Raw genomic sequence first — 16,948 nt, forward strand, 5'->3', positions numbered from 1 at the left:
TTGGAGTAGAGAGTTGCATAGTCGTTTAGATACTGAATTGGCCGACGCGGTCGCTGTTTTCGGAGAAATTGCACCCGATACAATAGCCGCGGCGGTCAAAAGGCTTGCCCGTGAAAACGATCTCCCGGATCCGGAGAGCTTGTTTTTGACGTTGCCGTTAAACGGCAACGGGCAATTGCCTTTTCACCAGGCCGAACATGCGATTGAACTCGCTGGGCTGTCCTGCGCGCCCATTCACGGCGCGCGCTTGCCGACAAAGGTGCACCAGCTACCTGCTTTGATCCGCCTTAACGATGACAGCGTGGCGATCATCTACGAAGCGGCCAAGGAGCAAGTCCTGTTATGGAAGGCCGACGCGGCAGAGCCGGTTTGGACGGACACAGCCGAGGTAGACTCGGTCTATGTCGGTCAAGCCATCCATGTCGGTGGTGCAGCGGTGCGGGCGCGCGGGATAGATGACTCTGACGTACCAAAGACGTCACGTGACAACTGGTTCTGGTCGGAACTCCGCAAGCTGAAGCCTGAATTTTATCCTGTTTTTGGCGCGGCCTTCATCATCAACATATTGGCGTTTGCGCTGCCTTTATTCTCGATGAATGTGTATGATCGCATCATTCCAAATCGCGCTGTGTCTAGCCTTTGGGTCTTGGCAATTGGCGTATTGTTGGCCTTCGCAATTGACTTTGCCTTGCGCATGGCGCGTTCGACATTGCTGGATGAATTGGGCCGCAAGCTGGACCTAAAGCTTTCCGAGAAGATTTTCGGCAAGTTAGTCAACATGCCGTTGTCGGGGCGCACGGGTGATACCGGCAGAATGGTCCGCCGCGTGTCCGAATTCGAAATTGTGCGTGATTTCTTTGCCTCCACGACGGCTGTCCTTTTGGTGGATATCTTGTTCCTGGTGGTGTTTGTCGGCTTGATCGCGATTTTGGCTGGTTGGTTGGCGATGGTGCCCGTCGTCATCATTGCGATTATGTTTTTTGCAGGTCATATCCTGCAACGCAAAATGATTGCCGCGACGCTCGACGCACAAGCAGATGCGGGCTTGCAACACAGCTTGCTTGTTGAAGCGATCAGCGGTGCCGAAACGCTAAAGGCCACTGCCGCAGAAGGCCGCGTAATTGGGCGTTGGCGCAATCTTGCGCGTATGAGCGCGCAGACGCAAGAACGTTTGCGGCACCTAAACGCGACCGCCGTGACCTTGGCCAATATGTGTCAGCAAGTGACAAGCATCGCGCTGGTTATCGGCGGATTTTATATGTTTGATGCTGGCAAGATTTCGATGGGCGCGATTATCGCGATCGTCATGCTCGCCGGGCGCTCATTGGCTCCCGCGGGACAATTGGCGTTTCTGATGACGCGCGGGCGGCAAGCATTGACCGTGCTCGACAGCCTTGGCGGATTGATGGACACGCATGACGAGCGTTCGTTCGGCAGCCGAAGCGTCGTCCCGACTGTGCGTGAAGGCCATATCAGGCTCGATGACGTGAGCTTTTCCTATCCGGAAAGCAATCGCGAGGCACTTTCCGGGCTGAATCTTATAATTAAGCCTGGCGAAAAGATAGCCATCATCGGACGTGTTGCCTCTGGTAAGTCGACCTTGGGACGGCTGCTTTGTGGGTTATATTATCCTGACGCGGGATCGATACTCATTGATGGGTTGGACAACCGCCAATATCGTCCGATCAACTTGCGTTCGCAGCTTCGCTTTGTCGGGCAAGATGCCGAATTGTTTAGCGGGTCGATTAAAGACAATTTGTTGATGGGCGCGCCAAATGCCGACGATGAGGCATTGATTGATGCGTTGCGCCGTGTTGGCGCAGACGAATTTCTGGGCCGCGATGACGGTGGCTTTGACCGAGGCACTGGCGAACGGGGCCGCAATCTTTCTGGTGGTCAGCGTGGATTTCTGGTGCTCGCCCGCGCGTTGGCAGCGCCATCCAAGCTACTGTTTCTTGATGAGCCTACAGGCGCAATGGATATGCGGACCGAGATGCGTTTTGTCGAGCTGCTGAAAACCGCGATCTATCCGGGGCAGACGTTGATCGTGTCGACGCATCGGCATGCCGTGTTGTCTTTATGTGACCGGTTGATCGTAATGGATCGCGGCAAAATCGTTGCCGATGGCCCGCGCGAACAGATTATGGCGCAAGCGATGGCGAATGGGGTTGCGGCATGATGCATGATGACCCTCCCAGAGCCTCAGCGGCCGTCGTCAGCGATGATTTACCACCGCGCGGCACTGCACCCGGCAAAAGCGGTCTCGGCAAGGTCGTGGCGGCCCTGATTGGCCTTAGTATGGCTATGGCACTCTTGGTGACCAAACTTGATTGGCAGGGCGTATATGGCCGCCTGTTGCCGAATGCGTCAGCCGAGGTTCCTGCACCTGCTTTTACGCAGGAGCAGATTATTTTGACGCAAGTGACGCAGTATGACCAGACCAATGTCGCAGCCGAAGGTGAAGCTGCGGAAATGTTGAACGCGGTAATCCCCTTGGGCAAAGGCCCGATTGAAACTGCAAAGCCATTTTACCTGACCGACAAGAGCCTGACCGATGCAGAAAAGGCTCTGCGCTGCATGACTCAAGCGGTGTATTATGAAGCTGGCTTTGAACCTGTCGCTGGCCGCTTTGCCGTGGCGCAGGTCATTCTTAACCGTATGCGTCATCCCGCATTTCCAAAGTCGGTGTGCGGCGTGATCTACCAAGGCAGCAACCGGCCAGGTTGCCAGTTCAGCTTTGCCTGCGATGGCTCATTACTTCGCGCGCCAGGTGCCAAGGCGTGGGCCGAGGCACGGCAGGTGGCCGAGCAGGTCCTTGCAGGAACGGTAACGTCGTCGGTTGGCATGGCGACCCATTATCATGCCAATTATGTCTCGCCTTATTGGGCGCCGAAACTGCACAAAATCACGCAAATGGGCGCCCATATCTTTTACAGATGGCCCGGCAACTGGGGCAGGCGCGTTGCCTTTAGCGGTGTGTATCGCGGCGGCGAGTATATCCCTCCGGTATCAAGCCTGGCCAATATGGGTGCGGATATCGCTGTTGATGCGGATGCGGAACTGGATATCCCGGGTGCCCTGACGCCCGCTAAACATGTGTCTGACCGCCGTGCAGACAATGATGTCGGCGGCAGAATTGACACCAGCAAAACATGGCGATTGACCATGAAGATGGGCCCCGAAAGCGCCGCAAAGGCCAATATTCCCGCCACAACTCAGTTACCCGCTGTGGAGGCGACACAATGAAATTTCGCTTATGGTTCGCGCAATTAAATGCCAGCGAACGGATTATATTTTTCAGTGCGGTTGGGGTATCGCTTTTCATTTTGTGGGCGAGCCTTGCGCAAGTCGATGAAATCACACGTGGGCAGGGTCGGGTTATCCCTTCGTCCAAGGTGCAGTTGGTGCAAGCCGCAGAACCTTCGACCATTGAAGCCATTCTTGTCCGGTCAGGACAGACCGTCAAAAAAGGTCAGTTGCTCGTACGTTTTGACGACACAACATCGTCGTCTGAGCTGGGTTCCTTGCAAGCAGAAACCGAGCGTTTGGCGGCAAGTGCCGCGCGTTTGAACCGGGAAACCGGTGGTGCTGATGGTTGTGTTGGTGAAAGCTGCGTTGATGAGGCACGGTTGCAAGCGGCACGGCAATCCGCGCAACGCAGCAGGGTAGGGGCGTTGTCGGCTGCTGTTGAACAACGTCGACGTGATCTGGGCGAAGCGCAGGCCACGATTGCATCTTTGGAATCGAGTCTTAAATTGGCGCAGGATCAAGTGAACATGATCCGTCCGCTGGCAGAGAAAAACATCGTGCCGCAAACCGAATTATTGTCTGCGCAGCGCGAGCTTGTCGATGTGCGTGGACGATTGGACGCAGCGCGTCAGGGCGCATCGCGTGCCATCGCCGCGATCCGCGAAGCACAAGCACAAATGTCGGAATCGCAATTCCAATATCGTCAGGACGCGCTGAACGAACGGTCGCAGATCAACACGAAAATTGCGGTGAATGAACAGACGATGCGCGGTGCACAAGGCCGCTTGAGCCGCACGGAGATCCGCTCACCAGTAGCGGGTGTCATCAACGATGTTCAGGTGACAACTGTCGGCGGATTTTTAAATGCTGGCCAGAAAATCATGCAGATTGTGCCGATGGGCGACAAATTGCTGATCGAGGCACGCGTGGCCCCTGGTGACATCGCCTTTATAAAGATCGGTGACCGTGCCAATGTGAAAGTCACGGCGTATGATTTTTCAATCTATGGCGGCTTGTCGGGTCGCGTGGCGCAGGTTTCGGCCGACAGTATATATGACGAGGTTGAGCGTCAGGCTTACTTCACCGTAATTGTTGAAACGGATCGCGCCTATTTGCTCAAGTCCGGGAAGCGTTTGCCGATCACGCCAGGCATGATTTGCGATGTGGAAATCATGACCGGACGTAAAAGCGTTCTGCGTTACCTGTTGAAACCAGTGATCAAAGCAAGTTCGGAAGCACTAACGGAGCGTTAGGGTCCTGACCCCGAGCCACGCGATCGAGATCGTGGGCAATTCGAGTTCTTCGGTCACTGTAAGAATGTCTGGTTCAAAAGTCGCCGGTAATGCGGCAAAGCGAACCTGCGCATTGTGCTGTTGCACATTATACCCATGCACCCATTTTGCGTTCTGGCTGAACGACATGATCGGGCGGTAGTCATTGGGTGCGCGGCCATCAAGCAAGCGATCGGTTACATTGTCGAGCATGACCGACCCGCCATCCAGCTGCACCATAAGAACGGCATGGTCCGCGTTGCGCACAAGATCGCGCGCGATAATTAAGCGCATATCCGCACGGGCCACGCCGAGTGCAGCCAGCATATCCATTTTGGCAATGGCGAAATCTTCGCAATCACCAACGCCGCGGCGCAATGTTTCGCTCGCCGGGGCCCAATAGTCAGCGCGCCCGTATACAATTTGATCGTCACCAAAAGCGACATTCTGGTTGATCCACCGATTGACCATTTGCACTTGTTGTAGCTTATCAATGGCACTGCGTGCGCCAGATTTCGCGACCGCATTTTGAATGCTGGCAACATTCGGGTGCTGGACCGCAGCCCAATCACTGTCAAAAGGTGTGCGTGCGATGACGACCGATTGTGCACCCAAGACCGCATCTTTGGCGACGGCGGTTGCAGTAATGCCCGGCGCGGCAAATATGGCGCGCTCGCGGGAACATTCGGATGAGATTATTGTTTTATGGGGCGTAACGGCGGCTGCAATCGATGGACCGGAAGCCTGAGCGGAGCGCATTTGCTCCAACTTGCTCATGGTGCCACCTAAGATTGCGCTGGCCTTTGTCAAACTTACTGGTCCAGCGGCAGGTTCAACACGGATGTTATTGCCAAAGGCGAGCGAAACAGCACTGTCTGCGCAAAAGTTGGATGCAGCGGCTTGAGAGGTCTGCGCCATTGCCACATTCGCAAATGCCAGCTCCGCGGCTAACGCGGCGACGGCCATAGGCAACGCCGCTCTGCGTAGAACGCTTTTGTGCGCTTTGGGGCGCTTAGAAAACGGTTTCTCAATCATGCCCGCTCTTTGCGGGACAAAATAATGCTATTCCGTTCCCAAGTTCGGTTAACAATCCGACGGTCAATGTTAACAATTTTGGCTGCGTCATCGACAAATCCTTGAAGTGCCGCATGTCAAAGCCGATGTGTCATCCGGATTTGGTCATGCGACAGCTACGGAACGAAGCGCAGCAATAAGTGCAATTTTATGCTGCCCCAACGCAAGAATTGTGAACAATTGTTGCTCGACTGACTGAATTAACGTCACTTCTTTAATCGGTCCTGACCCTAAGTTTGATGATGTCGCGTGGCCGACATGCAATCGGCCATTTTGCCGACAAAGCGCGCCCAACAATAAGATATGGGCAAGGTTGCAAAAACGCTACGCGGCGCTTAGCGATAGCACATGCACAATATGCCACATTATGAAGAACAATATCTGTCGTTGATGCGCCGGATCTGGGAAACTGGCACAGTTCAGCGCGATCGGACGGGCGTCGGGACGAAGGCACTGTTCGGTGCGACCATGCGTTTTTCGCTCGCCGACGATGCCATTCCGTTGCTGACGACAAAGCGGGTTTATTGGAAGACGGCAGCCCGCGAAATGCTGTGGTTCCTGACGGGAAACACCAATATCCGGCCATTGCTGGAACAAAAGGTCAAGATATGGACCGATTGGCCGTTGGACCGCTACCGCCGCGAAACCGGCACAGATATTTCGCAAGATGATTTTGAACAAAGCATAATCGATGATGCCGATTTCGCCGAAAAATGGGGCGACCTTGGACCCGTTTATGGCGCGCAATGGGTGAATTGGCCGCGTTACGAAGCCACAGAAAGCGGACTATTCCGCCGGGCTGATAAGGGCATTGATCAGGTTAGCCTGCTTGTTGAGAGCCTGAAAAGCAATCCGGGTTCACGCCGACATATCATCGAAGGTTGGAACGTTGCCGAACTGGACCAAATGGCACTGCCGCCTTGCCACAAAACATACCAGTTTCATGTCGCCGATGGTGTTTTAAGCTGTATCTTATTCCAGCGCTCTTGCGATTTGGGACTTGGCTTTGCCTTTAACGCATTTTCCGCGGCATTGCTGACGCGGATGCTCGCAGCGGTGTGCGGGTATCAAGCGGGTGAACTAATCTGGCAGGGCGGGGATGTGCATTTGTATCTGAATCATGCGCCCTTGGTCGAAGAGCAATTGTCGCGGACACCGTCTGGCGCCCCTAAGCTAAAGCTACTGCGCACGCCCGAAAGTATTTTCGACTATCGTATCGAAGATTTCGAGGTCGTCGATTATCATCCGCAGGCCCATATTTCCGCGCCTGTTGCGGTCTAAGCTCGATTTAGGTCAGCTATGTTGACCTAAAGTCCTGTTTGAAATATTATATCAAGCATGGATAATAAATTGCCTGAGTCGTTCAGGCGGTTGAGAGCGGAGATGGACATGGTGCAATCTACGAAAGACAATCTCGCGCCGCTGCATCTGCACATCCCCGAACCAAAATTCCGCCCCGGCGATGTCGCCGACTTTAGCGATATCATTGTCCCTGCGGTTGATGCCCATCCGCGCCCCGACGAACATGTAATGCCGGCCGACATTCACCCTTTGGCTTATGGTCTTGTCCGTGTGCTCGGCGATGACCATCAGGCGTCGGGCAGTTGGAACCCCGGGCTTGATGTCGCTACTCTACAGGTCATGTTGCGAAGAATGCTGCTTTTGCGTGCTTTTGATGATCGTATGTTTCGGGCACAGCGGCAGGGCAAAACGAGCTTCTACATGAAGTCTTTTGGTGAGGAGGCGACGTCGGTTGCAACGACAATGGCGCTGCATTTTGATGACATGTGTTTCCCAAGCTATCGTCAGCAGGGCATATTGATCACACGCGATTATCCGCTCGTGGACATGATGAACCAGATTTATTCCAACCGCGGTGACCGGCTGAAGGGCCGTCAACTGCCGATTATGTACTCGGCCAAGGAATATGGATTTTTCAGCATATCGGGTAATTTGACCACGCAATATCCGCAAGCTGTGGGTTGGGCGATGGCATCTGCTTCACGCGGAGATACCCGTATTTCGGCGGTTTGGTGCGGTGATGGGTCAACGGCGGAGGGTGACTTTCACAACGCCTTGACCTTTGCCGCTGTGTACAACGCGCCGGTTATTTTTCAGGTTGTGAATAACCAATGGGCGATTTCATCCTTTTCCGGTTTTGCTGGAAGTGAGCGGACGACCTTCGCCGCGCGGGCCATAGGTTATGGCATCGCGGGCTTGCGCGTGGATGGCAATGATGCGCTGGCGGTTTACGCGGCGATGCAATGGGCCGCCAACCGCGCCCGCAATAATGGCGGGCCAACGCTGATTGAATATTTCACCTATCGCGGGGAAGGGCATTCCACCTCAGATGACCCCGGCGCATATCGGGCGGCAGAGGAATATGCTTTGTGGCCGTTGGGCGACCCAGTCACGCGGTTGAAGGACCACCTCATTACCATCGGCGCGTGGAGCGATGCACAGCATGACGCGCTGCTCGTGGAATTGTCGGAATATGTGAAGGCCATTCAGAAAGAGGCTGAACAAAATGGTATTCTCGGCCATGGCTTACATCATCCGTTCGAGACGATGTTCGAGGATGTGTTTGAAGAAATGCCGTGGCATCTGAAAGAGCAATGCGCGCAAATGCTTGAGGAACAAGAGGATAAATTTGGCCCCGATTGGGAGGCGCGTTGATGTCAGAGCCTGCCACAAAAACGATGAATATGATCGAGGCGATTAACAGCGCGTTGGATATCATGCTCGCCAAAGATCCCGAAGTCGTCATCATGGGCGAAGATGTCGGCTATTTCGGCGGCGTGTTCCGCGCGACTGCGGGGTTGCAAGCCAAGCATGGCAAGACGCGCGTGTTCGATACCCCAATTAGCGAATGCGGCATCATTGGCGTTGGCGTTGGCATGGCGGCTTATGGCTTGCGCCCCGTGCCCGAAATTCAGTTTGCCGATTATATCTATCCCGGCCTTGACCAATTGGTGAGCGAGGCGGCGCGCTTGCGCTACCGTTCGGCCAATGACTTTATTTGCCCCATGACGGTGCGCTCGCCCTTTGGTGGCGGCATCTTCGGTGGGCAGACGCATAGCCAAAGTCCGGAGAGCCTATTTACCCATGTGTGTGGGATCAAGACCGTCATTCCGGCCACACCTTATGATGCCAAGGGCCTTTTGATCGCGGCTATTGAAGACAATGATCCGGTTGTCTTTTTCGAACCTAAACGCATCTATAATGGCCCGTTTACGGGTTATTATGACCGCCCCGTTGAGCCATGGTCAAAACATGACGGAAGTGCAGTTCCGCAAGGCTATTATCGTATCGATCTGGGCAAGGCGGCGGTTGTGCGCGAAGGCGCGGCGGTTACCGTTTTAACCTATGGCACTATGGTGCATGTCGTGAAGGCTGTCGTTGCCGAACATGGCATTGACGCCGAAATCATTGACCTGCGTACATTGTTGCCGCTCGACATTGAAACCATCGAGGCATCGGTTAAGAAAACAGGCCGATGCATGGTCGTGCATGAAGCGACGCGAACAAGCGGCTTTGGCGCGGAATTGGCGGCGCAGGTGCAGGAACGGTGTTTTTATCATCTTGAAGCGCCTGTTGAGCGCGTGACGGGCTTTGACACGCCTTACCCACACAGCCTGGAATGGGCCTATTTCCCTGGACCCGTGCGGCTTGCCCGCGCCTTTGACAAGATCATGAAGGACTGACGCGATGCCCAAATTTACATTCAATCTGCCTGACATTGGTGAAGGCATTGCAGAGGCCGAAATCGTCGCTTGGCACGTGAAGGTTGGCGATATCATCTCCGAAGACCAGCCGCTTGCCGATATGATGACCGACAAGGCGACGGTTGAAATGGAAAGCCCGGTTTCGGGTGTTGTCACCAAGGTTGCGGGCGAAGCGGGCGATGTGATAGCCATTGGCGCGATGCTTGTGGAAATTGAGGTCGCTGGCGATGCCGACAATGAGGCAGAAAAGCCAGCAAAAGAGCCGATTTTGGCTGTGGTCGAGGATGAAAATCCGCATGCGCCAGAGCCTGTCTCTATCGCAGAAGTCACCCCTCCACCCGTTGCCCCTCCACCCGTCGCCCCAACAGCAATGCAGCATGCCACGCCCGCCGTCGACAAGGTCACGGCATCGCCCGCCGTGCGTCAGCGCGCCAAAGACCTTGGGGTCGATTTGGCGGACGTCAAGGCAGCAGGCGGGCATGTTCGCCACGCCGACCTCGATGCGTTTTTAACCTATGGAACGCAGTTGGGCTATCGCCCTGCGCAGTTCCATGCGCGGCGCGCGGATGAGGCCGTCAAGGTCATCGGCATGCGCCGCCGGATTGCCGACAATATGGCAGCGTCGAAACGGCACATCCCGCATTTCACTTATGTCGAGGAATTCGACGTTACCGCCATCGAAGCGATGCGCGCAGACTTGAACGCCAATCGCGGGTCAAAGCCAAAGCTGACGATGTTGCCGATGTTGATCGTCGCAATTTGCAAGACCATTCCGCAGTTTCCGATGATCAACGCGCGTTTCGATGATGAAGCTGGAATCGTCACCCGCCATGGTGCCGTGCATTTGGGTATGGCGACGCAGACCGATGCTGGCCTGATGGTGCCTGTCATTCGTGATGCGCAGGACCGGAATATCTGGCAATTGGCGACCGAAATCGCGCGCTTGGCCGACGCGGCGCGCAGTGGCTCTGCAAAAAGCGAAGAGCTATCGGGCTCAACCCTGACACTCACATCGCTTGGCCCGCTCGGCGGGATTGCAACCACGCCCGTTATCAATCGTCCAGAAGTGGCGATTATCGGCCCGAACAAGATTGTGGAGCGCCCCATGTTTGTTGGCGACACTATTGAGGCGCGCAAGTTGATGAACCTGTCCATCAGTTGCGACCACCGTGTCGTCGATGGTTGGGATGCCGCCAATTATGTTCAGGCTCTCAAAAAACTGATCGAGACGCCCGTCCTGTTGTTCACAGCCTGATTTGCAACTCGGCACGGGCGTCCCTGCGCGGCGCGTAGGGGCTCAAGAACGATCGGTGGTGCTGTGTTGCCGCACCAACCCCTATATGTGCGCTCTACGGGCCTTCCCGGAAGTATCTGGGTGACGTTATTAGGGCATTCTTTTGTTAGGGTCAGGACCACTTAAATGCACCATCGAGGTTTGAGGCCATTTTGACGGCGCGATAGTGCGTTTAAAAGGTCCTGGCCCTAAGTTGGTGAAAGGTGATGTCGCCGAATATGCCCTTTTATGACAAATGGCGTTGACAGAATCTTGCGCCGCTTATAGTGCGCCCCCACCGCAAGTTAGCGGGTGTAGCTCAGTTGGTTAGAGCGCCGGCCTGTCACGCCGGAGGTCGCGGGTTCGAGCCCCGTCACTCGCGCCACTTCTTTCAAGTATTTACGCTTGAGGTGGTGCTCGGAACGATCCCGTCTCCATCCAGATCATCAGTGGCCGCATCGGCGCTATCCAGATGATACCTGCAACCAGATAGATGATACTCTGGATCGCAATGTTCTGCGCCCCGATAAAATCGGATGCACTGACAATGATGCCCGACCAGAGCAATATAATCAGCAATATTGCCATCATTCCGGCAGGTTTCCGCCAAGTGGGTTGTTTGCGTGGTGTTGTCATAAGGTCATCCATGATTTTTCAGTGAGTATAGCGTCCAATGGCATGTCCCAAATGTCCGATGCGAGGGCGGGCGCATGTTGAACGGACCATGCAAGGCCAATAACCACGGCTTGGTCCAGTAGGCTCAAGGCGCGGTCATAATGTCCGGCACCTTGTCCAAGCCGCATCAAACGGGCATCAAAGGCCACTAAGGGTGCGAGAACGACATCTGGCGTGCATAAGGGGGCATCTTCGGCAGGTTGCTGCAATCCAAAGGGGCCGGGAACCAGATCATCACCGGGCGTCCAACGCAGGAAGCGCATCGGTGCGGTCTTGCTCGTAACATGGGGCAGGGCAATGTCGCAGCCCATTTTATGTGCCTGTGTCAACAATGCGGCTGGATTAACTTCGGAACCAATAGCGATGTAACCGGCCACAATCTTGCCCGGTAAAAGATATTGCGCCATCGGACTTGGTACACTGGAGAAGGCCAGCGCGCGATCCTGCGGCGACAGTGCATCTACAAACTGGTCACGCTTATGGCGGAATTCCAACCGCTGCGACTGCTTGTCAAAATTTGGTTGCACAATTTTTCCTGAAAAATGTTGGCGGAACCACCATGGGTCGTTTCCCGGAATATCCTCTGACGCCAGGACGTCAGGTGGGCACCGTGTGATCTGGACCTTAAGGTTTCCCAAACGGCCCAGGCAGGGACAGCTCCCTTAGATAGATAATCGCCTCAGGGATGTTCTCATCAGTTCGTGCCGGACAGTTCCGCCATCATCCAATATAAGCCACTTACGTTAATTCTCAAGCCTTAGCGCCAGATTTTCCAGCCGGGTCGCAACCCCCTCTAATATATCGCAGGATTGCATCATTGCGGCCGAAGGCCCCGCAGTATCGGCGGTCACTGTGCCACCTGTATCATGCAATTTGTCGGCGAGCATCAACGCAGAAAACAGCAGCGCGCGCGTTTCTGTCAAGCCACGTGCGCCGCCAGCCACTTCAAGCGCAGTGGCGTCCACCATAGCGCCCAGTTGCAGCAGGCGCTGTTCTTCTCCGGCGTTACACGCAACGAAATAGTCGCGACCAGCGATAGATAATTTAACGTCGGGCATCAGCGCGCATCCGCCAAAATCTTGTCCAAATCTTGAACGGCCATGCGTGTTTCAGATTTTAGCTTCTCATGCCGTTCGGCAAGGTCATTATCGCCTGCGGATGCAGGCGCGATTGCCGATTTTTCGATGCGCGACAGGGCACTCTCTATACGGCCGATTGCCACAAAAAAACGTTGTTCTATCATGGGTTAGTTTCCTTTGCTGAGGAAGCTTAGCAGAGACTTTGCCGTATGCAAATGTGTGAACGCGTTTATAAGCACAAATTCATGGGGAAAAGCCCCCTCGCTCACTTGACGCTTTGCGCTTGAAACCGCAAGGGTTCGGTCCAACGATTCGGCGGTGCTGCTCAAATGAATGTGCCCCGCCACCCGCTCCCACCTGGGAGTAACCATTGGGGAAAAAGAACATGACCGTCAGTGACCAGCAAATGGCCAATGCAATTCGGGCACTGGCCATGGATGCTGTGCAGGCCGCAAATAGTGGTCATCCCGGCATGCCCATGGGCATGGCCGATGTCGCAACGGTGCTATATTCAAAATTTCTGAAATTCGACCCAAAAGCCCCCGATTGGGCCGACCGCGACCGTTTTGTTTTGTCCGCTGGCCACGGTTCGATGTTCGCTTATGCGACCTTATACCTTACTGGCTATGCAAGCCCGACCATCGAAGATATCCGCAATTTCCGTCAATTGGGTAGCCCATGTGCGGGACATCCTGAAAACTTCCTGATCGACGGCATTGAATGCACCACCGGCCCATTGGGGCAGGGCTTAGCTATGGCCGTCGGTATGGCAGTTGCGGAACGCCATCTGAATGCGCGCTTTGGCGATGATCTGGTCGATCACCGGACTTGGGTTGTGGCTGGAGATGGCTGCCTGATGGAGGGCATTAACCATGAAGCCGTTGGTCTGGCCGGGCATCTTGGGTTGGGACGCTTGATTGTGTTCTGGGACGACAACCGCATCACCATCGATGGTTCGACCGACCTTTCCACCAGCGAAGACATTGCAGGACGGTATCTTGCCAGTGGCTGGCATGTTGAGGCTTGCGATGGTCATGATTTCAATGACATAGAGCGCGCAATTAACGCAGCATTGGCGGATAATCGCCCCTCATTAATTGCCTGCCGGACGTTAATCGGCAAGGGATCACCCAATAAAGAAGGTACCAAAGCGCCGCATGGCAGCCCGCTTGGCGCAGATGAAATAGTTGCGACACGCGCTGCTCTTGACTGGCCCTATCCTGCATTCGAAATACCTGAGGATATCCTTGGGGCATGGCGAGCAACGGGTAAAGCAGGTGCAGCTGCACATGCGGAGTGGAACTCTAGGCTCTCGGTATCGGCCAAGAACGGCGCGTTCACAACCGCCATGTCGGGCGAACCAATGAATGCATGGCTGAAGCCGCATCTCGATAGCTTGATTGCGGCACCGCAAAAGATTGCGACGCGAAAGGCATCCGAAATCGCGCTGACGGCTGCAACGGCAGCGATATCGGAACTGTTGGGTGGGTCTGCCGATTTGACGGGCTCCAACTTTACCCGCACTGCGTCCACCAACACATTGGATAAAAATGACTATTCGGGTCGCTATATCAATTATGGCATTCGCGAATTTGGGATGGCTGCGGCGATGAACGGCATGGCGCTGCATGGTGGTATCATTCCTTATGGCGGCACATTCCTTATCTTTTCCGACTATTGCCGTGCCGCCATTCGGCTGTCCGCTCTGCAAGAAACCCGTGTCATTTACGTCATGACACACGACTCCATCGGTGTTGGCGAAGATGGCCCGACGCACCAACCCATTGAGCAGATTATGTCGATGCGGCTTATCCCAAATTTGGATGTGTATCGGCCATGTGATACGATTGAGACCGCCGAATGCTGGGCCTTGGCGATTGAAAGCGCGTCCACGCCTTCGGTGCTGGCGCTTTCGCGGCAAAATCTGCCACAACTGCGCACGGACATTAGCGAGAATTTCTCCGCCAAGGGTGCTTACAAATTGCGCGCGGCGAAAGCGGCACGCAAGGTCATCCTTGTTGCGACCGGTTCCGAAGTGGAGATTGCTGCTGTGGTGGCTGACAGGCTCGAAGCACAAGGCATTGGCGCGGACGTGGTCTCGATGCCAAGCTGGGAGCGGTTTGACGCACAACCGGCGTCGTACAAAACGGAACTGTTACCAACAGATACGCTGCGCGTGTCCATTGAGGCTGGCACAACCATGGGGTGGGAACGTTATGTCGGCGACGGACTTCGGATCGGTATCGACAGCTTTGGCGCTTCTGCACCCATTGAGGCGCTTTATGAACATTTTGGCCTGACGGCTGACAAAATCACCCCTCAAATTGTCGCCCGCTTGGGCTGATAGGAGCAGATATGACAGTGAAAGTAGCAATTAACGGTTTTGGTCGCATTGGCCGTTTGGTCGCCCGCGCGATTTTGGAACGCGATGACCATGATCTGGAACTGGTCGCAATTAACGATCTTGCACCCGCCAAGGCAAATGCCCTATTGTTCAAACGTGACAGCGTACATGGGGCCTTCCCCGGCACGGTTGAGGCCGATGGCAATGACATCATCGTCAACGGTAAGCGTATTCATGTGACGGCAGAACGTGACCCGGCCAATTTGCCGCACGCCGCCAATGGCGTCGATATTGCGTTGGAGTGCACCGGTTTCTTTACAGACCGCGTCAGCGCCGAAAAGCATCTCGCGGCTGGCGCAAAGCGCGTTCTGATCTCCGCGCCCGGTAAGAATGTCGACAAGACGGTTGTTTTTGGCGTCAATCATGAAGTGTTGAGCGCCGCCGATATCATCGTGTCAAACGCAAGCTGCACGACCAACTGCCTGGCGCCAATGGCGAAGGTCCTGAACGATGCCATTGGTATTGAACGTGGATTGATGACCACGATCCATAGCTACACCAATGATCAAAAGATCTTGGACCAAATCCACGATGACATGCGTCGTGCGCGTGCTGCGGGCATGTCGATGATCCCCACAACGACAGGTGCTGCGCGCGCTGTTGGCGAAGTTATGCCAGAGCTGAAGGGCAAGCTGGACGGTTCTGCGATCCGCGTGCCTACGCCGAATGTCAGCATCGTTGACCTGACCTTCACCCCAAAGCGCGATACCAGCGTCGAAGAAGTCAACGCCCTGTTGAAAGCGGCGTCAATAGGCGCTTTAAAGGGTGTTTTAGACTATTCGGATGAGCCCTTGGTCTCAATTGACTATAATCATTGCCCCGCAAGTTCGACGATCGACAGCTTGGAAACCGCCGTGATCGACGGCAAGCTTGTGCGCGTATTGAGCTGGTATGACAATGAATGGGGCTTCTCCAACCGCATGGTTGATACCGCCGGTGTCATGGGCAAGTTTCTGTAAGGATTGATCAATGGCATTCCGCACGCTCGACGACCTCGGCGATATCAAGGGCAAATGCGCTTTAGTGCGCGTTGACCTGAACGTGCCTATGGCTGACGGGCGCGTGACCGATGAAACGCGCATGCGTGCGTTGTTGCCGACGGTGCTGGAACTGGCGGATAAGGGGGCCAAGGTCCTTCTGCTCGCACATTTTGGGCGTCCCAAGGGCGCGAAGCATAGTGAAATGTCGGTATCGATGGTGCTTGATGCCTTGCAAGAGGTGCTCGGCCGCGAGATCATGTTCGTGCCGGAAATAGCGGGTGATGTGGTTGCGCAGTCCATTGGTATATTGGCCGATGGTGATATCGCACTCCTCGAAAACACGCGGTTTTGGCCGGGCGAGGAATCGAATGATCCTGAACTTGCACGCGCCGTTGCCACCAACGGCGATTTTTACGTAAACGACGCCTTTTCTGCGGCGCATCGTGCGCATATGTCGACTGAAGGGCTCGCGCATGTCCTGCCAGCTTATGCTGGCCGTGCCATGGAGGCCGAGTTGAAGGCGCTTCAAGCTGCCTTGGGCTCGCCCGAGCATCCCGTCGCCGCTGTCGTTGGCGGGGCAAAGGTTTCCACTAAGCTCGACGTGCTAAACAATCTGGTCAAGCAGGTTGACCATTTGATTATCGGCGGCGGTATGGCGAATACCTTTTTGGCTGCGCGCGGTGTCAATGTCGGAAAATCCTTGTGCGAGCATGATCTGGCGGATCAAGCAAATGCGATTATGGATGCGGCGGATTCAGCAGGCTGCACGGTCCATCTGCCCTATGATGTTGTAACGTCGGTCGAATTCCGCGCAAACCCGCCAATCCGGACGGTCAATGTGCATGAAGTGGCAGCGGATGAAATGATTTTAGATGTGGGCCCTGCCGCTGTTGAGGCATTGGCCGATGTTTTGAAAAACTGCCGCACTTTGGTGTGGAACGGGCCATTGGGTGCTTTCGAGATTGAACCTTTTGACGCCGCAACGGTCTCATTGGCGCGGACGGCGGCTGCCCTGACCCGGGAAGGGTCGCTAGTATCGGTTGCAGGGGGTGGCGATACCGTTGCTGCTCTTGCCCATGCGGGCGTGACTGAAGATTTCACATTTGTTTCGACTGCAGGCGGCGCTTTCCTCGAATGGATGGAGGGAAAGCCGCTTCCGGGGGTCGATGCTTTAAATATCGCTTAAACCTGCGGGGCAATGCCCCGTTTTTTTCAATT

15 protein-coding genes and 1 tRNA gene are annotated in these 16,948 nt (G+C 55.1%); 11 read left to right on the forward strand and 5 right to left on the reverse strand.

Annotated elements, in window-relative coordinates:
- Nucleotides 1–13 precede the first annotated feature (13 nt).
- The 3 genes from HEQ34_RS04225 to HEQ34_RS04235 are packed head-to-tail and all read left to right on the forward strand — an operon-like array spanning nt 14 to nt 4,502.
- Nucleotides 14–2,179 carry a type I secretion system permease/ATPase gene (locus HEQ34_RS04225; protein WP_296197841.1) on the forward strand — a complete coding sequence of 722 codons (2,166 nt, stop codon included), beginning with the start codon at nt 14–16 and terminating at the stop codon, nt 2,177–2,179.
- Entirely contained in the window at nt 2,176–3,246 is a 1,071-nt protein-coding gene (locus HEQ34_RS04230; RefSeq protein ID WP_296197843.1) for a cell wall hydrolase, read from the forward strand. The genes HEQ34_RS04225 and HEQ34_RS04230 overlap by 4 nt, the downstream gene beginning before the upstream one ends.
- Nucleotides 3,243–4,502, forward strand: a complete 1,260-nt coding sequence (locus HEQ34_RS04235) for an HlyD family type I secretion periplasmic adaptor subunit (protein ID WP_296197845.1) — start codon at nt 3,243–3,245, stop codon at nt 4,500–4,502. Before HEQ34_RS04230 ends, HEQ34_RS04235 begins: the two co-directional genes overlap by 4 nt.
- Here the strand turns inward: HEQ34_RS04235 and HEQ34_RS04240 are convergent.
- Nucleotides 4,488–5,555 (reverse strand): transglutaminase-like cysteine peptidase, encoded by a 1,068-nt coding sequence (locus tag HEQ34_RS04240; protein ID WP_296197847.1) that lies wholly within the window; start codon nt 5,553–5,555, stop codon nt 4,488–4,490. The two genes, HEQ34_RS04235 and HEQ34_RS04240, sit on opposite strands and share 15 nt — an antisense overlap.
- A 387-nt stretch (nt 5,556–5,942) precedes the next feature.
- Between HEQ34_RS04240 and thyA the strand changes: the two genes are divergently transcribed.
- From thyA to HEQ34_RS04265, 5 genes are all read left to right on the forward strand, one after another.
- Nucleotides 5,943–6,875 (forward strand): thymidylate synthase, encoded by a 933-nt coding sequence (gene thyA / locus HEQ34_RS04245; RefSeq protein WP_296197851.1) that lies wholly within the window; start codon nt 5,943–5,945, stop codon nt 6,873–6,875.
- Between the two features lie 108 nt (nt 6,876–6,983).
- Nucleotides 6,984–8,270 (forward strand): thiamine pyrophosphate-dependent enzyme, encoded by a 1,287-nt coding sequence (locus HEQ34_RS04250; protein ID WP_296197854.1) that lies wholly within the window; start codon nt 6,984–6,986, stop codon nt 8,268–8,270.
- Nucleotides 8,270–9,298 (forward strand): alpha-ketoacid dehydrogenase subunit beta, encoded by a 1,029-nt coding sequence (locus HEQ34_RS04255; protein WP_296197856.1) that lies wholly within the window; start codon nt 8,270–8,272, stop codon nt 9,296–9,298. Before HEQ34_RS04250 ends, HEQ34_RS04255 begins: the two co-directional genes overlap by 1 nt.
- 4 nt (nt 9,299–9,302) lie before the next feature.
- Nucleotides 9,303–10,574 carry a dihydrolipoamide acetyltransferase family protein gene (locus HEQ34_RS04260; protein WP_296197859.1) on the forward strand — a complete coding sequence of 424 codons (1,272 nt, stop codon included), beginning with the start codon at nt 9,303–9,305 and terminating at the stop codon, nt 10,572–10,574.
- Between the two features lie 326 nt (nt 10,575–10,900).
- A tRNA-Asp gene (locus tag HEQ34_RS04265) sits at nt 10,901–10,977 on the forward strand.
- A 14-nt stretch (nt 10,978–10,991) separates the two neighbouring features.
- On the opposite strand, the gene HEQ34_RS04270 is transcribed toward HEQ34_RS04265, so the two are convergent.
- The 4 genes from HEQ34_RS04270 to HEQ34_RS04285 form a co-directional block, all read right to left on the reverse strand.
- A complete protein-coding gene (locus HEQ34_RS04270) occupies nt 10,992–11,228 on the reverse strand; it encodes a DUF2842 domain-containing protein (RefSeq protein WP_296197861.1) in 237 nt (78 codons plus the stop codon).
- Entirely contained in the window at nt 11,225–11,794 is a 570-nt protein-coding gene (locus HEQ34_RS04275; RefSeq protein WP_296197864.1) for a 5-formyltetrahydrofolate cyclo-ligase, read from the reverse strand. Before HEQ34_RS04275 ends, HEQ34_RS04270 begins: the two co-directional genes overlap by 4 nt.
- A gap of 216 nt (nt 11,795–12,010) precedes the next feature.
- Entirely contained in the window at nt 12,011–12,325 is a 315-nt protein-coding gene (locus HEQ34_RS04280; RefSeq protein ID WP_296197867.1) for a cell division protein ZapA, read from the reverse strand.
- On the reverse strand, nt 12,325–12,510 hold the full coding sequence (locus HEQ34_RS04285) for a hypothetical protein (protein ID WP_296197870.1): 186 nt from the start codon (nt 12,508–12,510) through the stop codon (nt 12,325–12,327). The genes HEQ34_RS04280 and HEQ34_RS04285 overlap by 1 nt, the downstream gene beginning before the upstream one ends.
- A 221-nt stretch (nt 12,511–12,731) precedes the next feature.
- Here HEQ34_RS04285 and tkt point away from each other — a divergent pair, with 221 nt between their 5' ends.
- The 3 genes from tkt to HEQ34_RS04300 are packed head-to-tail and all read left to right on the forward strand — an operon-like array spanning nt 12,732 to nt 16,916.
- Entirely contained in the window at nt 12,732–14,690 is a 1,959-nt protein-coding gene (gene tkt, locus HEQ34_RS04290) for a transketolase (RefSeq protein WP_296197873.1), read from the forward strand.
- A gap of 11 nt (nt 14,691–14,701) precedes the next feature.
- Nucleotides 14,702–15,709, forward strand: a complete 1,008-nt coding sequence (gene gap / locus HEQ34_RS04295) for a type I glyceraldehyde-3-phosphate dehydrogenase (RefSeq protein WP_296197875.1) — start codon at nt 14,702–14,704, stop codon at nt 15,707–15,709.
- A 10-nt stretch (nt 15,710–15,719) separates the two neighbouring features.
- Nucleotides 15,720–16,916, forward strand: coding sequence for a phosphoglycerate kinase (locus HEQ34_RS04300; RefSeq protein WP_296197878.1), 1,197 nt, complete (start codon nt 15,720–15,722; stop codon nt 16,914–16,916).
- The last annotated feature ends 32 nt before the right edge of the window (nt 16,917–16,948 follow it).

The organism is Sphingorhabdus sp., assembly GCF_023910635.1.
Taxonomy (GTDB): Bacteria; Pseudomonadota; Alphaproteobacteria; order Sphingomonadales; family Sphingomonadaceae; genus Sphingorhabdus_B.